This window comes from Streptomyces xiaopingdaonensis (assembly GCF_000262345.1).
GTDB classification, from domain to species: domain Bacteria; phylum Actinomycetota; class Actinomycetes; order Streptomycetales; family Streptomycetaceae; genus Streptomyces; species Streptomyces xiaopingdaonensis.
Genome location: NZ_AJTQ01000276.1, coordinates 73,385 through 90,606 on the forward strand (window position 1 = coordinate 73,385; position 17,222 = coordinate 90,606).

Sequence of the window (17,222 nt, forward strand, 5' to 3'; positions counted from 1 at the left end):
CCACCCGTTCAAGGTTTCGATCAGGTGACCGCGGTCGAACGGAAGGCGATCCAGGGACGGTTCGGCTGACGCGGCGAGCGGCCGCGTCCGTTCGCCGGCGCCTCGGCGAACTCAGGGGCGTACTAGGGCTCTTGCGCGTCTGCGGGCCCAGTACGCGAAGGCGCAGGCGAGGAGCGCGGCGAGAGCGAGCCTGACGATCGCCGGCAGATGGGACGGACCCGCATGTCCGACGAGGACGAGGCCCGTCGCGCAGGCGAGCGGCGGCAGAGCCTGCCAGATGGCTGCCAAGAAGGGGCCCCAGTCGGCAAGGGCGGCCCCGGCGAACAGGAGGCGGACGGGGACGGGGCCGCGGTACGCGCCGGCGAGGGCCGCGGCGGTCAGTGCCGGGACCGCGCCGGCGACGGCGAGGAGCGCGCCCTCGTCGCCGTGGAGCGTCGCGGGCAGGGCGCAGACGGTGCCCAGGACGAGGAGCGTGGCGGCCGGGACCGCGCCGTGGTGGAGTGCGGTGCGCGCGAACGGACGCCTGGACCAGGCGTATCGGCGCACGTCGTCGGCGTCGAGACGGGCGGGTTCCAGCAGCGCGCCGGCGGCCGCGTAGCCGAGGAGAGCGGCGGCGAACGAGGCCGCGGGCGCGCCGGAGAACAGCACGGCGGCGGCGAGGACGGTGAGGACCCCGGCCGCGGCGAGCCGGCGCGGCGCCGCGACGAGGGCCACGACGTCGCGCCAGAGCACGAGGAGGGCGCGACGGCGCGGGCGGAAGCGGGCGGCGCGGGCGCGGACGCGCGGGGAGGCGCGCGGAGGGGCGGGAAGGGTGGAACGCAGGGCGCGCACGTCGGCGGCGAGGAACGCAGCGGCGAGCCCCGCGCCGGTCCGGGCCGCCGAACGGAGCCTCGCTGCGGGGATGTTGCCGACCGCCTTCACGGCGTAGACGACGCCCAGGCCGGTCAGCGCGACGAGGAGCGCCGCGGCGACCGGCCATCCGGGGCCGCCCACGCCCGCGGCGGCGAGGAGTGGCTGCCCCGCCCAGCCCCATGGGCCCGACCAGCTCTCCACCTGTTCCAGGAGCGGAAGCCGGCGGCCGGCGTACGCGGCGGTGAACTGGAGGCAGACGAGGGCGCAGGGGAGCACGAGAAGCGGGCCGAGGCGGTGCAGTTGCTCCGGCGCACGCGGTGAGCGCTGCACGGCGACGGACACCGCCGCGGCGAGAAGGCCCGTGCAGGCACCGGTGGCCGACCCCGCGGCGGTCAACACGTTCGGAGTGCCGAGCCCGGCGGAGGCGACGAGGAGCGCGACGGCGAGACCGGTGAGCGCACCGGCGAGCGCCCATCCCGCGGCGGCGAGCCCGAGCCAGCGCAGGAGGACGGGGCGCCGGCGGATGGGCAGGGCGAGCAGCCAGTCGGTGTCGGGGCGCGGAAGGGCCACCGGGCCCCGCCAGACGCCGTCCGCGAGTGCGAGGAGGAACGCGGCGAGTCCGACCGCGGTGAGCCCGGAGGGCAGCAACTCGCCGATCAGAGGGGCGTGTTGGGCGAGTGAGTCGTCCTGGAGTCGGAGCGCGAGGCCGGCCGCGTACAGCCCGTACCAGCCGGCGAGGAGGAGGACGACCACGTACGCCACGTACGCGGAGGTGCGCGCGCGGCGTCGGCCGCGGAGGGTACGGAGCCAGGCGAGGACCGGGGCGGTCTCGTCGTGGGCGACCGGATCGGCCGTCCGGTCGTCGGCGTCCTCGCCGTCGGGCGCGCCGGCGTGCGTGACGGCCGCTCCGTCGACGTCCGGGCGGGGCTCGGGCGAGGCGGGCGGTGCGCTCTCGTGCGTGTCGGACACGGCGGGGCAGCTGTGCGCGCTCGTTGCGCCCGGTGTGCGCGCCGGTTCCTCGGCGCGTGCGCCGTCTCCGCCGCCGGCTTCGGGCGCGCGCGAGGCAGCCGGTACTTCACCATCGGCCTCGACGTCGGTGGAGGGAGCACCCGTCGACCGGTCCACTGCGCCGCCCGGTTCGTCAACGTGCGGGACTCCCGCGCACTCCCCGGTCTCGTGGGAAGCAACCCGCGCCCGGACCGCTCCACCCACGACGGAGCGGGCCGGAGCGTCCACGGATATGTGGGCCGGTTCGCCGTCCGCCGTACGGTCCCCGTCGCTGCCGTGCCCGCGAGCGGCGGCCCCCTCCTCACGGACCTCCCCCACGTCTCCGGGGAACGGGCCGGGGTCGGACCGGTCGCTCGGTGACGTCACGATGCTGTTCCCCCGTCTGCTGCAACTGCGCGTCTTTCAACGGTTTTTGCGATGCCGCCGGTCCCGAGCCGGTCGTCCCGGCAGTCGGTTGGTTCGCAGACGGGGCGCACCCGGAGTCCGCGCCGCAGCCGCACGGTCGTCGCGGCGAGCGGCGTCGACGACCTGCCGGCGCACGGGGGTTCCGCTCGGGCCCGATGCCCGAGAACCCGGTGTCGGCAAGGGAGTTGCCCTGCGCGGCGGGTGGTCGTACGCCGTCGCTGCCGTCCCCGGCGGCGGGAGCCCGGGGGGCACCGTCCCCTGCCGACGATCCCGCCGTACGAGACGGGAGCACGGTACGGCCCGGAGGCGGGGGCACAACGGCGCGCCGGGTGGTGGCTGCTGGACTGCGTCACGCGTCGAGGACCTCGTCGGGAGAACCGTGGGCCACGGGGGAGCCTTCTGCGAGGAGGAGCACCCGGTCGGCTGTCTCGGCGAGTTGACGGTGGTGGGTGGCGAAGAGGACCGCGGTGCCGGCGCGGCGTTCCGCGGTGAGCCGCTCGGCGAGGCGGGCTCGGGCAGCGGGGTCGAGGCGCTGCTCCGGCTCGTCGAGGAGGAGCAGGTCGCGAGGGCGCAGCAGAGCGGCAGCGAGGAGCATCGCCTGGCGCTGGCCGGAGGAGAGCGAATCGGGGAGCGCGTCGGCGTGTGCGGTGAGGCGTTGTTCGGCGAGCGCGTCGGCGATGACGCGTTCCTCGTCGGGCACGTCGTGGGCCTGCGCCACGAGGAGGAGGTGCTGGCGGACGGTGAGGTCCGGATAGCAGCTCACGGGGTCGCCGACGACGGCGACGCGGGCCCGGACGCTGGCGTCGTCCTCGGTGAAGGGCAGCCCGTCGAAGACGGCGGTGCCGGTGCTGGGGCGGTCGCGGCCGGCGGCGATCCGCATGAGGGTGGACTTCCCCGAGCCGTTGTCGCCCATGAGCGCCACCGACTCGCCGGAAGCGACACGGAGGTCGACGCTGCGCAGCGCCTGGTGGCCCCCGTAGTCGCGGCTCACGCCGCTGAGCTCCAACAGCGGGAGGATCTCGGACGATGGGTAAGCCACCCCGCCCCCTCGTCGGTTGTCGTGTCTGCGGGGGAACGGACGCCGCGAGGGACGGGTTCCCCGGGCAGCAAGTGTGCCTGAAACGGGGGCGGCGGGGCACGCCGGCCCCTGAAACGGCGGGCGGCGCGCCGGGCGGAGGGTGTGGGGAGGGGACGCAGGACGGGCCCGCCGGCCGGAGCGGGACGGGGCAGCAAGCGTCGCCTGCTCCACTGGTCGTCACTGCATGTGGGAGCAGTCGGCATCGGGGTCGCGCGCGAGGGCGATGACGTCGTCGAGGCGGTCGCGGACGGCGAGCAGATCGGTGATCCGCTCGTCGACGCGGACGCGCTCGGCCTCCAACTGGCCCAGAAGCGCCGGGGGCGCTTCGCCCGTGTCGACGCACGGCAGCACTTGGCGGACCACTCTGCTCGGGAGGCCCGCGGCGTAGAGCTGTTGGATCAGCCGGACCCGGCCGACGGCCGTGCCGGGGTAGTGCCGCTGCCCGCCGGGGGTGCGGGACGCTTCCAGCAGGTTCTGTTCCTCGTAGTAGCGCAGCGCCCGAACGCTCACTCCCGCTTTGTCGGCAACCTCACCGATGCGCATCGGTCTCTCCTCCTGCCGGTCGACCAGCTCGACTTGCACCTGACACCAACGTCAGCTTTTACCGTAACGGGCACACGCCGGCAGCTCACCGGCGATCACCAGTCTTGCGAACGGCGGTTGAGGCCGCATGGAAAGGCGGACGTCATGCGTGCAGTCCGGTATCACGAGTACGGCGGCGTCGGAACCCTCGTGGTCGAGCAGGTGCCGGAGCCGCGTCCCGGGCCCGGCGAGATCCGCGTCCGCGTCGCGGCGGCCTCGGTCAACCCCGTGGACTGGAAGGTGCGTTCCGGTGCGGTGCGCGAGGTACTGCCCGTGGAGCTGCCCGCGATCCCCGGACGTGATGCCGTCGGCGTGGTCGACGAGACCGGTGCGGGGGTGCAGGGGGTGAGCATCGGCGACCGCGTCTTCGGACTGGGAGGGGTCACCGGCGCGACGGCGGAGCTGGCCGTGCTCTCGGCCTGGGCCCCGGCGCCCACCGGGTGGACCGACGAGGAGGCCGCCGGTGCGGGCCTGGCGTCCGTGACCGCGATGGGCGGATTGAAGGCGCTCGGCCCTCTGCGGGGGCGCACCCTTCTCGTCGAGGGTGCCGCCGGAGGCGTGGGCAGCGCTGCGGTCGAGATCGCGGTGGCGCGGGGCGCGACCGTGATCGGGACCGCCGGCGAGCGCAACCACGAGTTCCTCGCCTCCCTCGGAGCCGTCCCCACCACCTACGGCGCCGGTCTCGCCGAGCGCCTCACCGCTCTGGCTCCGGACGGTGTCGACCTCGCGCTCGACACCGCGGCCTCCGGGTCCTTGGCCGAACTCGTCGCGATCGTGGGCGAGCCTGCGCGCGTGTCGACGATCGCCGACCACGCCGGCGCGCACCGCCTGGGCGTGCACCTCGCCAACGCGGAGAACGACTCGGCACTCCTCGCCGAAGCAGGTGAGCTCGGTCGGCAAGGCCGGTACACGCCGCGTGTCGAGCGCACCTACCCGCTCGAACGGACCGCAGAAGCGCACACGTACGGCGAGCGCGGGCACACGCGGGGGAAGATCGTGATCCGCGTCTGAGGTCGGGGCCCCTGGCTTCGGTCGTGTGATCGCCGCGCCTGCGGGTCGCTCTTCGAGGAGGGACCGCTCCGGGAGTTCGGTGAGTTGCGGTCACGAGCGTGTAAGCCCAGGCAGTGGTGCGCCGGCGGGATACCGCCGGCGCACCGGGTGGACACGAACGGAAAGGTCAACACGCGTAGAAACGACGGTAGTTGCACCACTCGCAACGCAAACCAGGAAACTACGCGCGTCAACCGACCAAGCGGCTTACGGAACGGGGTCGACCCCGGGCCCCTCCTGGGCGAGCAGGTCCCGCGCGAACTGCTCCCATTGCGCATACCTGTCCGGGTACGCCGAGCGCTGCACGGCCTGGGCCGCGTCGCCCGGAGGCATCGTCTCCCAGCCGTCGATCTGGAGCAGTCCCGGGTTGGTGCCGAACGGCGCGACGCCGTAGAACGACTTGCTGGAGGTCGGAACGTCGGTGATCTGCTCCGGCGTCCCCCATCCCATGCTCGGGCGCTGCTGGAAGATCCCGAGGGAGTCGTGGTCGACGGGCTCCAGGTAGTTGATGAAGGTGCTCTCCTGCATCGCCGTCATCAGGGCGATGACCTGTCCCTGTTCGGGGATGTCGGCGCCCTTGCCGACGCCGATCACGGTCCGCGCGTTGGCCATCTGCTCCTCGTCGAGGTCGGCCGCGGTGCGGAAGGTCGCCCGGCGCTCGGCGTCGGAGGCACGGGCGAGGTGCTCGGCGGTGCGGCCGTCGAGGTGTCCGGTGGGGGCGAGCCCGCGTTCGGACTGGAAGTGCGCGATGCCGTGGGGGGATTCGCTCGCTTCGCTGCTCGAGGGAGCCGGGTCCGCCTGGGCGACCGCGGGGACGGCGAGGAGCGACCCGGCCATCGCGACGGCTGCCGCTGCTGTGATGTATCTGTGTGTGGGGGGCATGACCTCAGGGTGCGCAGCAGTGTGATACAGCGTCAATGGCCCCGGCAGACACGCGAGTTACGGAACCCTTTCGGTCCGCGGCCGCCTGCCGCGCCGGCCGCCTCGGCAGGGCCGTCACCTCGGGGCGAATGTGCGGCCCACGTCTTCCCGTCATCCGCGGATCATGCCAACCTTCGGTCACGCTCGGGCGCCCCGCGCGGCCCGGGTGTGCTCCGCCACCCGCACCGCACGGTCACGCCCGGCTCCGGCCGGCGGCAGAGGGGGTTCCGCATGGCAGGCGTTCCCAGACGGACCGCACTCGCGGTGCTCGGTGCGGGCGCCGTCGGCCTCACCGGGTGCGGCACACCGCTCGACCCGCGGGAGGACGCGGGCGGGATCGCGTTGACCGTCGCGGTCAACGCGATATCCGGAGGCAAGAACTCCGAAGAAGCGGAGTGGATCTCGGAATGGGTGATCCCCCGCTTCGTCCGGGCGCAGCGCGCCCGAGGGGTGGACGTACGCGTCGACTTCGCGCCGAGCGGCCTCGACGACGAGCAGTACAAGACGAAGCTCGCGCTCGACCTGAAGGCCCGTGCGGCACCGGACGTCATGGCCCTCGACGGCATCTGGCTCGGGGAGTTCGCCGAGGCGGAGTACATACGCCCGCTCCGCGACGTGGTGGGCGGTGACTTCGCCGAGTGGCCCGGCTGGCGGCAGATCGACCGGCGGGTGCAGGCGCTCGCCCGCTTCGAGGGCCGCCTGTACGGAATACCGGCGGGCACCGACGCGCGGTTGCTCTTCTACCACAAGCCGCTTTTCCGCAGGGCCGGCCTCCCGGAGGAGTGGAAGCCGCGTAGCTGGGCGGAGATCCTCGACGCGGCCCGCCGCCTCAAGCGCCTCCCCGGTGTCGTCCCGCTCCAGATCAACGCCGGTACCCCGATGGGCGAGGCGACGACGATGCAGGGCGTGCTCCCCCTGCTCACCGGTGCGGGCGGCGCCGTCGCGAAGGGCGACCGCTGGTACGGGGACACTCCGGCGCTCCGCGCGGTCCTCGACTTCTACCGGCGCGTCTACCGCGGCGGCCTCGGCGACCCGAAGTTGCAGCAGGAGGCGAAGGGACGCGACAAGTCCTTCGCCGCCTTCGCCGACGGCAGGCTCGGCATCCTCGCGGAGGGCGACTACTTCTGGCGCGACGTGGTGGCACCGAGGACCGGCACGAGCCCCATGCCGCACCGCGACCGCGAAGTCGGCTACACCCTCTTCCCCGCGCGCGCCCCGGGCGAGGCGCTCGGCGGCCGTGACCACGTCAGCCTCTCCGGCGGCGGCGTGCACGTCCTCAACCCGCACACGCGCCACCCGCAGCAGGCGTTCGAGCTGCTGACCGCCCTCCACTCGGCAGCCGCGCTGCGGGCCCAGCTCGACGGCACCGCCAAGATCACCGAGCGGGACGACGTCAACGCCGCCGTGCTCGACCGGGACCCGATGCTCCGGTTCGCCGCCGACGACGCGATGGCCGTGACCGTCTTCCGCCCGCCGCTCGCCGCGTACACGGAGGTCTCGTCGGCGCTCCAGGAGGCGACGGCGCAGGTGGTGTCGGGCACCGCGCCGAAGCGGGCGGCGGCGGCCTACGGCAGGAGGCTCCAGGAGGTGCTCGGTGGCAGCGACCGGATCGTCGACTGAACCGGAGGAGGGCGCGGCACCGCGCGCCGCACGCAAGCCGCACGAGCAGGACGCCGCGGGGCTCGGGGCACGCCGTGCGCTCGCCTTCGTGGCGCCCGGGCTGCTCGTCGTGGCGCTCTTCCTGGTGCTGCCCGCGCTCTGGACGCTCTACCTCGGCTCCACCGACTACCGTCTCACCGGAATCCCCGCCGTCGACCCGCAGTTCGTCGGCGTGGAGAACCTCACCGACGCGCTCGGCGACGACGGGTTCCTCAACTCCCTCTGGCTGACGCTGCTCTTCGTCGTCGGCTCCGCCGTGCTCGGGCAGGCGATCGGCGGATTCGCGCTCGCGTGGTGGATGCGCGAGCGAACGGGCCCGCTGCGTGCGGTACTCGAGTCGCTGGTGATGCTGGCGTGGATACTGCCGAGTTCGGTGGTGGCCTTCCTCTGGATCGCCTACCTCGACCGCGACGACGGCACCCTCAACGCGCTCCTCCACACCCCGGGAGCGGCGTGGCTCCTCGACCACCCGATGCTCTCGCTCATCGTCTTCAACATCTGGCGCGGTACGGCGTTCTCGATGATGCTCTACAGCGCCGCGCTCGGCAACGTCCCCCGCTCGCACCTGGAGACGGCGAGGCTCGCCGGAGCGGGCCCGCTGCAACAGCTCCGCGACGTCGTCTTCCCCGCCATCCGCGGGCACGTCCTCACCAACCTGCTGCTGATCAGCCTGTGGACGTTCAACGACTTCACGCCGTTCCTCATCACGGCGGGCGGACCCGACGGGCGCAGCGAGACGCTCCCCGTCTTCATCTACCAGACCGCGCTCGGCAGCGGCCAACTCGGCTACGGGGCCGCGCTGTCGTTCCTGATGCTCCTCATCAACCTCGTCGTCGCCGTCGTGTATCTGCGCCTGCTCGGCCGCAAGCGCAAGGAGGAACGCGTCGACGACGCACCGCCCGCGCACGCCCGGCAGGCGGGCGCCGAACGGGAGGTGGACGCATGAGCGGGCCCGTGGGCGCGCTGCTGCGCGGGGTGGCGCGGTACACCCTGCTCGCGCTGGTGCTCGCCTTCTTCGCGCTGCCCATGCTGTGGCTGGCGAGCGCACCCTTCGACCGCAACCCGCGCGTCACCGCCTCGCTGCCGGAGTTCACCCTGGAGAACTTCCGGCGGCTGTGGGAGAACCCCAACGCCGTCAACTCCCTTGCGTCGTCCGTGGTTCTCGCGGTCGGCAGCGCCGTGGTCGTCGTCACGCTCTCCGCGCTCGCCGCCTACGCGCTCAGCCGCGTGCGCATCCCCGGGCGGGACGGGCTGCTCTACCTCCTGCTGCTGCTCTCGTCGATCGTCACCGGCACCGCGGCGATGGTCCCCGTCTTCCTGCTCGCCAGCGAACTCGGCCTCGTCGACTCGTACTCGGGCGTCATCCTCGTCCTCTCCGGCGGGCTGCTGCCGGCCGCGATCTTCATCCTCAAGGACTTCACCGACACCGTGCCGCGCTCCTACGAGGAGTCGGCGCGCGTCTTCGGCGCCTCGCCGCTGCGGGTCCTCCGGGACGTCGTCGTTCCCGTGGTGCGGCCGGGGCTGGCGACCGTCGGCGTGTGGACGGTGGCGCAGGTGTGGGGGAACTTCCTCATTCCGTTCCTGCTGCTGCGCTCGCCCGACAAGTCGCCGGCCGCCGTGGTGATGTACACGTTCTACACCGAGGGCGGACAGCCGGACCTCGCTCTCATCTCCACCTTCTCGCTGCTGTACTCGCTGCCTGTGGTACTGATGTTCCTCTTCGTCAGCCGCCGGTACGGATTCCGCTTCCACGGAGGGATCAAGGCCTGATGCCCGACATCGCACTCAGCCGGATCGGCAAGGTCTACCCGGGGGGCGTCCGTGCTCTCGACGCGCTCGAACTCCACGTGGCGGAAGGGGAGTTCTTCGCGCTGCTCGGCCCTTCGGGGTGCGGCAAGTCGACGCTGCTGCGCACCGTCGCCGGGCTCGAGACCCCGGACGCGGGCAGCGTCAGCGTCGGCGGCCGGGACGTGACCGCGCTGCCTCCGGGCGAGCGCGGACTCGCCATGGTCTTCCAGGACTACGCCCTCTTCCCCCACATGACGGTCGAGGAGAACATCGCCTACCCCTTGAAGCTCCGCAAGGTCGCCCGCCGCGAGCGGAGCGAGAGCGCCGTCCGGACGGCGGCGGAGCTGGGCCTCGAGGAGCTCGCGGCGCGCCGGCCCGCGCAGCTCTCCGGCGGGCAGCAGCAGCGCGCGGCCCTGGCGCGGGCCGTCGCCGCACGGCCCGACGTCCTCCTCCTCGACGAACCGCTCTCCAACCTCGACGCGCGGCTTCGCCTGGAGGCCCGCACCTTCCTCAAGAAGTTCCAGCGCGAACTCGACGTGACCACCGTCTTCGTCACCCACGACCAGGCGGAGGCCCTCGCACTCGCCGACCGGATCGCCGTGATGGAGGACGGTCGCATACGGCAGGTCGGCACCCCGGCCGAGGTCTTCAGGCGGCCGACGAGCACCTTCGTCGCCTCGTTCATCGGGTCGACGCCGATGAACCTGCTGCCGGCCGAACTCTCCGAGGGCGCGGTCCTCGCGGCCGAGTGCCGCCTCCCCCTGCCGTCCGGTGCGCAGGGGCAGGTGGAAGGCGGCGAAGGATTCGTCTACGGCATCCGGCCCGAATACCTCCGCTGGTCCGCTTCGCCGTTGCCGGACGCGCTCGCCGGTACGGTCTCCGTCGTGGAGAACCTCGGCAGCGCGCAGTTGGTGACGATGGAGTGCGGCGGCAGGACGGTGCAGGTCGTGGTCTCCGAGGACCACGATCCCGCACCCGGCGAGCCGGGCTGGGCCGCGCCTCGGAGCGACCGGGCGCTGCTCTACCGCGACGGCGTCCTCGTCGGCGCCGAGGAGAGCAGGGTGCCCGCGTGAAGGGGGCGGTGCACTCCGGCGTGTGGACGATGGAGGAGCGCGCCGCTTCCGTCCTGCGCCCGCTTCCCTTCGAAGTGCCGCGCCAGGCAGGGGCGTTGACGGTCAGCCTCGACCACCCGCGGGGCGCGGGCGTCCTCGATCTCGGTGCGCTGGGGCCGGGAGGCGCCTTCCGCGGGTGGTCGGGCGGTGCCCGCGACGGGTTCACCGTCTCCGAGGAGTGGGCGACCCCCGGTTACCTGCCGGGCCGACTGGCAGGCGACTGGCAGGTGCTGCTGCGGCTCCACCGGGTCCCTCCCGAGGGGCTCCCTTTCGAGGTGCGCGTCGACCTCTCGCGCAGCGCCCCGGCACCGCCCGAAGAAGAGTTGCCCGACCCGTTCCCGATCGGCGACCGGCCGGTGCGCCGGAGGCTCCCCGCGCGCGAGGGCGCACGCTGGTTCGCGGGGGACCTGCACGCGCACACCGTGCACAGCGACGGCTCCCTCGGCGTGGACGAGCTCGCGCGGCTCGCCGCGTCGCGCGGCCTCGACTTCCTCGCCGTCACCGACCACAACACGGTCAGCCACCACGCGCACCTGCCGGAGGCGGCCCGGCGGCAGTCCATCACGCTCCTCCCCGGGCAGGAGGTCACCACCGACCTCGGCCACGCCAACGCGTTCGGGGACATCGGATGGGTCGACTTCCGCACGGACGCCGGCAGTTGGTTCGCGCACGCGGAGTCCGCGGGCGGCGTCCTCTCCGTCAACCATCCGCTCGCCGCCGACTGCGCCTGGGAGCTGCCGTTCACCGGACGCAGGCCGCGCCACGCCGAGGTGTGGCACCACAGCTGGTTCGACAGGCGGCACGGGGCACCGCTGGCGTGGGCGGGCGCCTGGCTCGGCGGAGAGACCCTCGTGCCGCTGGGAGGCAGCGACTTCCACCGCCCCGAGGAGGGCCGCCCTCCCGGGCAGCCGACGACCTGGGTACTCGCCGAGGAGAACACCCCCGAGGCACTGCTGGCGGCGCTTGCGGCAGGCCGTACGGCGGTCAGCCGGGACCTCGCCGGACCTCTTCTCCTGCGCGACGGCGGGGAGTTGACCGCACTCGACGCCGAAGACACCGTCCTCGTGCGCCCCGACGGAGAGCGCACGGTCGTCCGGCGGGGGCACGCGGTGTTCCCCGCGGGCGAGGGGATGCACCGGCTGGAGCGGTACGACTGCGAGACGGTGGCGCTCTGCGGGTGAGCACGGCGGCCGCTCTCGGACGGTGAGCAACTTCCGCACGGGCCAACGGCGTCGGGCCCGCCACCGTGACACGTACGCACGTCGTCGGACGGGGCGCGTCCCGAGCCGGTCGGACTCCGAGCGGCCACCCCTTGATCAACAATCCCCGGCTGACGCACCCTGGAGAGCCAGCCAGGCCCCGACGCGGGCCGGAGCAGGAAGGACCGCCGCATGCCGCACCCTGCCGCCTCGCCCTCCCCCTCCGACTCCTCCTCAGCGGGGCCGCGCCGCCCCCGGCTGCGGGTGGCCGTCGCCGGACTCGGCGCCGTAGCGCGCACCGCACACCTGCCGCTGCTGGAGCGCCGGCGGGACCTCTTCCAGGTCTCCGCGCTCTGCGACCTCTCCCGCAGCGCGCTCGACGACGTCGGCACCCGCCACGGCGTACCGCCCGGCAGGCGCCACACCTCGCTCGCCCAACTCCTCGCCGCCGGAGGCTTCGACGCGCTGATCCTGCTCACCTCCGGCTCGCACGGCGCGGACGCCGCTTCGGTACTCCGGGCCGGGTACCCGGTGCTCTGCGAGAAGCCCCTCGCCTTCACCAGGGCCGAAGTGCGCGAGGTCGCCTCCGCCGAGCGGGCGGCGGGGGAAGGGCCGCGGCTGATGGTGGGCTACATGAAGCAGTACGACCCGGCCGCCGTGCGCCTGAGCGAGTTGCTCAAGGACGCGGGCGGCCCCGGCGCCGTTCGCTCGGTCGAGGTGTGCGTTCTGCACCCCACGAGCGGCGCCCAGTTGGCGTTCGCACGGCTGCCGCGCACCGGCGGAGACGTCCCCGACGGAGAGCTGGGCGCGCTCCGCAGCCGGGACGACTCGCTCGTCGAGGAAGCTCTGGGCCCCCTGGCGTCCGAACGGATGCGCGCCCTGTACGGCATCGTCAACTCCTCGGTCTGCCACGAGCTTTCGCTGCTCCGGCAGATCGACGGTCCCCCCGAGGGCGTCGAGTTCGCCGCCGCCTGGGCCGACGAAGGCGAGGCCACCGGTTCACTCGCGCTCGACGGCCGTCTCCCCAGCGGCGGACGGTACGCGGTGCGCTGGCACTTCCTCCCCGAGCACGCCGCCTACCGCGAGACCGTCCGCGTCCACCACGAGCAGGGCTCGCTCGAACTCGCCTTCCCCAGCCCTTACTTGATGAACGCGCCGACCGTGCTGACGGAGACCTCCGCGGTGGGCGGCGGGGAGCACCGCGCGGAGTTCCGTTCCGTCGCGGAGGCGTTCGAGGAAGAGTTGGTCGCCTTCCACGCGATGGCCGTCGACGGGGTACCGCCGCGCACCGGGGCCGAGGGGGCCGCGGCCGACGTCGCCACGGCTCAGCAGGCCGTCGCCGCGCTCGCCGCCCGGGAGGGTTCGCCCTGCGGCGGGGAGGCCGGCCACTACCTGCGGAGGTGACGCGTCAGAGCTTGCGGGCGACGCCGACGTAGCCGTGCTCCGCGACCTTTTCCGTACCGGACGGCTCCCCCAACTCGGGTCGCCAGGACGCCGGGTCGGAGACGAGCCCGGGGTCGACGAGCTCCGTCCCGGCGAAGAAGCGGAGGATTTCGGCGCGGCTGCGCAGCGCGAGGCGGATGCCGCCCTCGCCGTAGTGGTCCCGCGCGCGTTCGGCGCCCTCGGGGGCGAAGTCGCCGGTTCCGTGGGAGAGGACGAGGAGACTGCCGGGCGCGAGCGCCTCGCGGTACCTGGCGACGAGTTCGTGTGCGCCGTCCTCGTCGGGGACGAAGTGGAGGCAGGCGAGGAGGGAGAGCGCCACGGGTTGGGAGAAGTCGAGGAACTCCCGCGCCTGGGAGAGGATCGGCCCCGGCTCCCTGACGTCGGCCTGGAGGTACTCGGTGACGCCCTCGGGGCTGCTGCGCAGGAGCGTCGCGGCGTGCGCGAGGACGATGGGGTCGTTGTCCGCGTAGACGACGCGGCTCGCCGGCTCGGCACGCTGGGCGATCTGGTGGAGGTTGGGCTCCGTCGGGATGCCGGTGCCGAGGTCGAGGAACTGGTGCACCCCGTTGCCGACGGCCCATCGGACGGCGCGGTGCATGAAGGCGCGGTTGAGCCGGACGCTGGAGACGACCCGGGGGTCGATCGCGACCATGCGGCGGGCGAGTTCCTCGTCGGCCGGGTGGTTGCTGCGGCCGCCGAGGAGCCAGTCGTAGACGCGCGCGGGGTGCGGGCGGCTGGTGTCGATGGTGTAGTCGGCGGCGGTGGGGCCGTCCTGATGCTGCGCGGCCGCGGGGTCGTCGCGCCCGTCCTGTGCGGTCATGCGTCGCTCCGGTGGTGTGCTCCCCGCGGCGGCGGGGGTCTGGAGAGCTCAGGGGTGGGTGGCCGCGCAGTGCGGTCGCAGGCCCGGGCGCCCGGGAGGCAGCCGGGCGCCCGGGGGCGCTTCAGGAGATCAGGAAGTCCGCCTCACCGGACTTGGCTCCCTGGAGGAAGGCGGTGATCTCACCGTGGGTGTAGATCAGGGCGGGGCCTTCGGGATCGGTTGACTGGCGCAGGGCGACGCGGCCGTCGTGCAGCTTCATAGCCTCCACGCAGTTGCCGCCGTTGCCGCCGCTCCACGGCTTGCGCCAGCCCTCGTTGCCGAGGTCGCGGGCGCACATGCCGTTGTATATGCCGTCCATTAGAGCTCCTTGCGGAAATCCTCCAGGATTTCCCTTGTGCGTCGTGCTGTTGCAGCCTGGGTCGACATGCGGTCCAGGACTTCCAGGTGGGATGCGACTTCGGACCGCTCCTCCAGGTAGACGGCGCCGGTCAGGTACTCCACGTACACCATGTCGGGGAGTTCGGCCAGTTCGAAGCGGAAGAGGACGAACGGCCCGTACGTCCCCGGGTGGTGACCCGCTGCGAACTCGGCTATCTGCAACGTGATCCGGGGGTTCTCCGTGGCCTCCAGAAGGCGCTCGACCTGGGCGGCCATCACTCCCGGACCGCCCGCCGGACGGCGCAGCACGGTCTCGTCCATCAGCACCCACAGCCGGGGCCCGTCCTCGGCGGCGAGGAGGTTCTGCCGCTCCATACGGAGAGCCACGTACCGCTCGATGTCGTCCGGCTTCGTCTGGCCGACGGCTCCGCTGCGCAGCACGGCGCGGGCGTAGTCCTCGGTCTGGAGCAGACCGGGGACGAAGTGCGGTTCATAGGCGCGGAGCAGACTGGCCGCACCCTCCAGGCTGACATGGACGCTGAACCAGCCGGGGAGCACGTCGTGGAACCGCTGCCACCAGCCCGGTCGGTTCGCCTCCTGGGTGAGGCTGACGAACCCCTCGATGTCGGCGGGGTCTTGGACGCCGTACGTCTCCAGGAGCGCCTTGACATACGGAATCTTGAGCGAGACCTCCGCCGTCTCCATGCGCCGCACGGTCGCCGGGGCCACGTGGAGCACCCGGGCGGCGTCCTCCCGCTTCAGGCCGGCGCGCTCGCGCAACTGCTGAAGCCTTCTACCGAGGACGAGTTGGCCGACCGTAGGGGCGGACCTGGGCTCACTCACCCGGAACCTCCCGCGGCGCTTGCGTCGTGCTCATGTCGGCAGTGTGCCACGCCGCTCAGAGAACCGAACACCCTGCACCTGTAACTCTGAAAATTTCACAGTGGGCCTTGCCAACTGAACCTGACCGCAGGGATAGTGACGGGGTGCGGACGGCCCCCACCGTCTCCACTGCGGTGCGGTCCGAGCCCGCTCCGCCCCCGGCACTCCCACCGTTAGGACCCGCGGCCGTGGCACCCGGTTACACCATGCTTCCCCACTCCGGCAGCACCGCCGTGCCGGCCGGCCGGCAGGCCGACGCACACGCGGAGCAGCGTCGCGAGGCGTTCGAACTCCCCTCCTGTGCCTCCTCCGTCGCCGAGGCGCGGCACCGTACGTTAAGTCGTCTCGCGGCGTGGTGCGTCCAGGAGGAGACGAGGGACAACGCCGCCCTCATACTCTCCGAGCTCTTCACCAACGCCGTTGTGCACAGCGCCTGTTCGACCGTGCTCTGCGAACTCGTCGACGATCGGCAGCGGCAGCGGCTCCAGGTACGGGTCCGCGGCGGGCAGGGCTGCGGCGCGCCCGAACCGGGACGCCTCGCACCGGAGGAGGAGCACGGACGCGGGCTGATGCTCGTCGAGGCGCTCAGCACGGCCTGGGGGATAGAGGACGGCGGCCAGGAGCGCGGATGGTCGGTGTGGGCCCACCTGACACGCCCCGGGGACCGCCCGTGAAGCGCCCAGCTCCCCGCACGGGAGGCCCGGCGGCAGCCGCCGCGTCGCCCGCGCGTCCCGTCAACCGCCCTCCGGCAGAAGCACGTTGTCGATGAACACACTTCCGCTCGACCTGCTCGCCCGGCTCTCCAAAGAGCGCGCAAACCGCCGCCCCCGCGCCGGCACCGAGTCCGCACCGCTGCGCCTACCGGTCCCCCAGGGCTTCAACGCCCCGCTCGGACACGACGCCGTCGGTGTCGACGCCGCCTACGGCGAACGCATCAGGCGCAGCCTCCCGCGCGTCGGCTGCATCTACGCCCAACGCGGCACATGGTGGTGGCTCGTCCCCGCGCAGGCCGAGATAGGCCTCGACTGGCGGCCCGTCGCCGACTATTCGGTCGGCGCACTCATCGCCCCCGGACGCGGCGACGGCGACCTCCCGCGGCTGCTCCACCTGCCGAAGGACACCGTCCCCTACACCCACCCGCTGCTCCTCTACATCGCCGCGTGCCGCGCGGTCGGCGTCGAGCCGGTGTGGTCGAAGCCGTAGGAGTCGACGCGCCTGGTGAGGCGGCGCGTTGCAGGACCCTGGGCACATGCGGTGTTGGGGGATGTCGATCCGGGCGCCCGTGTCTCCCGCCCGCAGGGCGGTCACCCCAGGCAGTCGGCCGGACCGTACGGGCGCCGACCATGATCAGCCGGACGGAACCTCAGGGTTGCACGGCTTGCCGCACCATGGCGGCGAAGTCGTCACAGGGCTCGGGGTCGTCCCCGTCGCCCGGCCACCACTCGTACGCGGTCCACTCGCCGTCCTCCCTGGCGCTGTCGGCATGCAGCAGCCAGTAGCAGCCGCTGCCGCCGTTGTCGTCGGCAATCAGCAGGCACCGCTTGAGTATGGCGAAGTACTCGGCGAACGTGCCGCTTTCCGACCATATGCGCATGAGGTCGGCGGCCAGATCGGCGAACCAGCCGATCTCCCCGACCCGGAACGGGTCGACGGGACCCAGGTTCTCCCAGCCGTCGGTGACCTGGAGGAAGTTGCGGTAGGAGGGAGGAAGCCTCACTCCGAGCCGCTCCTCTGCGGCCACGATCGCTTCCTCACCTGCCGGTTCGGCGCCTGCCCACCCGGCGTCCAGCCGCTCCTGGCTGATGACCATCCGGTGTTCCTCGATGGCCTCACGGACCTCGTCCGAGTCGATGTTCCTGGCGTTGTACTCGTCGAGGAACGCGCGCCATTCCGCGACCGTCAGGGGCGAAGGGGTCGTCATACCTGAACTCCGTTGCTGCGTGTGGTGGGTCTCGGACAGCCTTGCACGGCCCACTGACAACCGGAGCGCGTGCCGACCCGGCCCTCCGCAACCGCCGCTCCCGAAGGGGCGCGGTCTGCGGCAG

At 72.9% G+C, this 17,222-nt stretch carries 17 protein-coding genes; 9 read left to right on the forward strand and 8 right to left on the reverse strand.

Annotation, left to right across the window (positions count from 1 at the left end; genetic code table 11):
- Nucleotides 1-111 precede the first annotated feature (111 nt).
- From UWG_RS0122050 to UWG_RS0122060, 3 genes are all read right to left on the reverse strand, one after another.
- The gene (locus UWG_RS0122050; protein ID WP_016909373.1) at nucleotides 112-1,821 is read right to left on the reverse strand and encodes a DUF6297 family protein; all 1,710 of its coding nucleotides are present in this window, start codon (nucleotides 1,819-1,821) and stop codon (nucleotides 112-114) included.
- Nucleotides 1,822-2,614: 793 nt separating this feature from the next.
- A complete protein-coding gene (locus UWG_RS0122055; RefSeq protein WP_016909375.1) occupies nucleotides 2,615-3,304 on the reverse strand; it encodes an ATP-binding cassette domain-containing protein in 690 nt (229 codons plus the stop codon).
- Nucleotides 3,305-3,520: 216 nt separating this feature from the next.
- Entirely contained in the window at nucleotides 3,521-3,886 is a 366-nt protein-coding gene (locus UWG_RS0122060; protein ID WP_029391671.1) for a MerR family transcriptional regulator, read from the reverse strand.
- A gap of 144 nt (nucleotides 3,887-4,030) precedes the next feature.
- Between UWG_RS0122060 and UWG_RS0122065 the strand changes: the two genes are divergently transcribed.
- Nucleotides 4,031-4,936, forward strand: a complete 906-nt coding sequence (locus UWG_RS0122065) for an NADP-dependent oxidoreductase (protein ID WP_016909377.1) — start codon at nucleotides 4,031-4,033, stop codon at nucleotides 4,934-4,936.
- Nucleotides 4,937-5,182: 246 nt separating this feature from the next.
- On the opposite strand, the gene UWG_RS0122070 is transcribed toward UWG_RS0122065, so the two are convergent.
- A complete protein-coding gene (locus UWG_RS0122070; RefSeq protein WP_016909378.1) occupies nucleotides 5,183-5,812 on the reverse strand; it encodes a hypothetical protein in 630 nt (209 codons plus the stop codon).
- Between the two features lie 315 nt (nucleotides 5,813-6,127).
- On the opposite strand from UWG_RS0122070, the gene UWG_RS0122075 reads away from it, so the two are divergent.
- The 6 genes from UWG_RS0122075 to UWG_RS0122100 all read left to right on the forward strand — a co-directional run bounded on the left by UWG_RS0122075 (nucleotide 6,128) and on the right by UWG_RS0122100 (nucleotide 13,058).
- Nucleotides 6,128-7,516, forward strand: a complete 1,389-nt coding sequence (locus UWG_RS0122075; protein ID WP_016909379.1) for an extracellular solute-binding protein — start codon at nucleotides 6,128-6,130, stop codon at nucleotides 7,514-7,516.
- The gene (locus tag UWG_RS0122080) at nucleotides 7,491-8,501 is read left to right on the forward strand and encodes a carbohydrate ABC transporter permease (RefSeq protein ID WP_016909380.1); all 1,011 of its coding nucleotides are present in this window, start codon (nucleotides 7,491-7,493) and stop codon (nucleotides 8,499-8,501) included. Before UWG_RS0122075 ends, UWG_RS0122080 begins: the two co-directional genes overlap by 26 nt.
- On the forward strand, nucleotides 8,498-9,325 hold the full coding sequence (locus tag UWG_RS0122085) for a carbohydrate ABC transporter permease (RefSeq protein ID WP_016909381.1): 828 nt from the start codon (nucleotides 8,498-8,500) through the stop codon (nucleotides 9,323-9,325). The genes UWG_RS0122080 and UWG_RS0122085 overlap by 4 nt, the downstream gene beginning before the upstream one ends.
- Nucleotides 9,325-10,416, forward strand: coding sequence for an ABC transporter ATP-binding protein (locus UWG_RS0122090; protein ID WP_016909382.1), 1,092 nt, complete (start codon nucleotides 9,325-9,327; stop codon nucleotides 10,414-10,416). Before UWG_RS0122085 ends, UWG_RS0122090 begins: the two co-directional genes overlap by 1 nt.
- A complete protein-coding gene (locus UWG_RS0122095; RefSeq protein WP_016909383.1) occupies nucleotides 10,413-11,636 on the forward strand; it encodes a PHP domain-containing protein in 1,224 nt (407 codons plus the stop codon). Before UWG_RS0122090 ends, UWG_RS0122095 begins: the two co-directional genes overlap by 4 nt.
- A gap of 210 nt (nucleotides 11,637-11,846) precedes the next feature.
- Nucleotides 11,847-13,058: a Gfo/Idh/MocA family protein gene (locus UWG_RS0122100; RefSeq protein WP_016909384.1), complete on the forward strand. Its 1,212-nt coding sequence runs from the start codon at nucleotides 11,847-11,849 to the stop codon at nucleotides 13,056-13,058.
- A 4-nt stretch (nucleotides 13,059-13,062) separates the two neighbouring features.
- On the opposite strand, the gene UWG_RS0122105 is transcribed toward UWG_RS0122100, so the two are convergent.
- The 3 genes from UWG_RS0122105 to UWG_RS0122115 form a co-directional block, all read right to left on the reverse strand.
- Entirely contained in the window at nucleotides 13,063-13,917 is an 855-nt protein-coding gene (locus UWG_RS0122105; RefSeq protein ID WP_016909385.1) for an SAM-dependent methyltransferase, read from the reverse strand.
- 121 nt (nucleotides 13,918-14,038) lie between these two features.
- Nucleotides 14,039-14,275: a DUF397 domain-containing protein gene (locus UWG_RS0122110; RefSeq protein WP_016909386.1), complete on the reverse strand. Its 237-nt coding sequence runs from the start codon at nucleotides 14,273-14,275 to the stop codon at nucleotides 14,039-14,041.
- Nucleotides 14,275-15,138 carry a helix-turn-helix domain-containing protein gene (locus UWG_RS0122115; protein WP_029391673.1) on the reverse strand — a complete coding sequence of 288 codons (864 nt, stop codon included), beginning with the start codon at nucleotides 15,136-15,138 and terminating at the stop codon, nucleotides 14,275-14,277. Before UWG_RS0122115 ends, UWG_RS0122110 begins: the two co-directional genes overlap by 1 nt.
- Before the next feature lie 227 nt (nucleotides 15,139-15,365).
- On the opposite strand from UWG_RS0122115, the gene UWG_RS0122120 reads away from it, so the two are divergent.
- Together UWG_RS0122120 and UWG_RS0122125 are read left to right on the forward strand one after the other, a co-directional pair.
- Nucleotides 15,366-15,851, forward strand: a complete 486-nt coding sequence (locus UWG_RS0122120) for an ATP-binding protein (protein ID WP_016909388.1) — start codon at nucleotides 15,366-15,368, stop codon at nucleotides 15,849-15,851.
- A gap of 91 nt (nucleotides 15,852-15,942) precedes the next feature.
- Complete coding sequence (locus tag UWG_RS0122125) at nucleotides 15,943-16,380, forward strand: hypothetical protein (RefSeq protein WP_016909389.1); 438 nt, start codon at nucleotides 15,943-15,945, stop codon at nucleotides 16,378-16,380.
- A gap of 160 nt (nucleotides 16,381-16,540) precedes the next feature.
- On the opposite strand, the gene UWG_RS0122130 is transcribed toward UWG_RS0122125, so the two are convergent.
- Nucleotides 16,541-17,098, reverse strand: a complete 558-nt coding sequence (locus UWG_RS0122130) for an SMI1/KNR4 family protein (RefSeq protein WP_016909390.1) — start codon at nucleotides 17,096-17,098, stop codon at nucleotides 16,541-16,543.
- Between the last annotated feature and the right edge of the window lie 124 nt (nucleotides 17,099-17,222).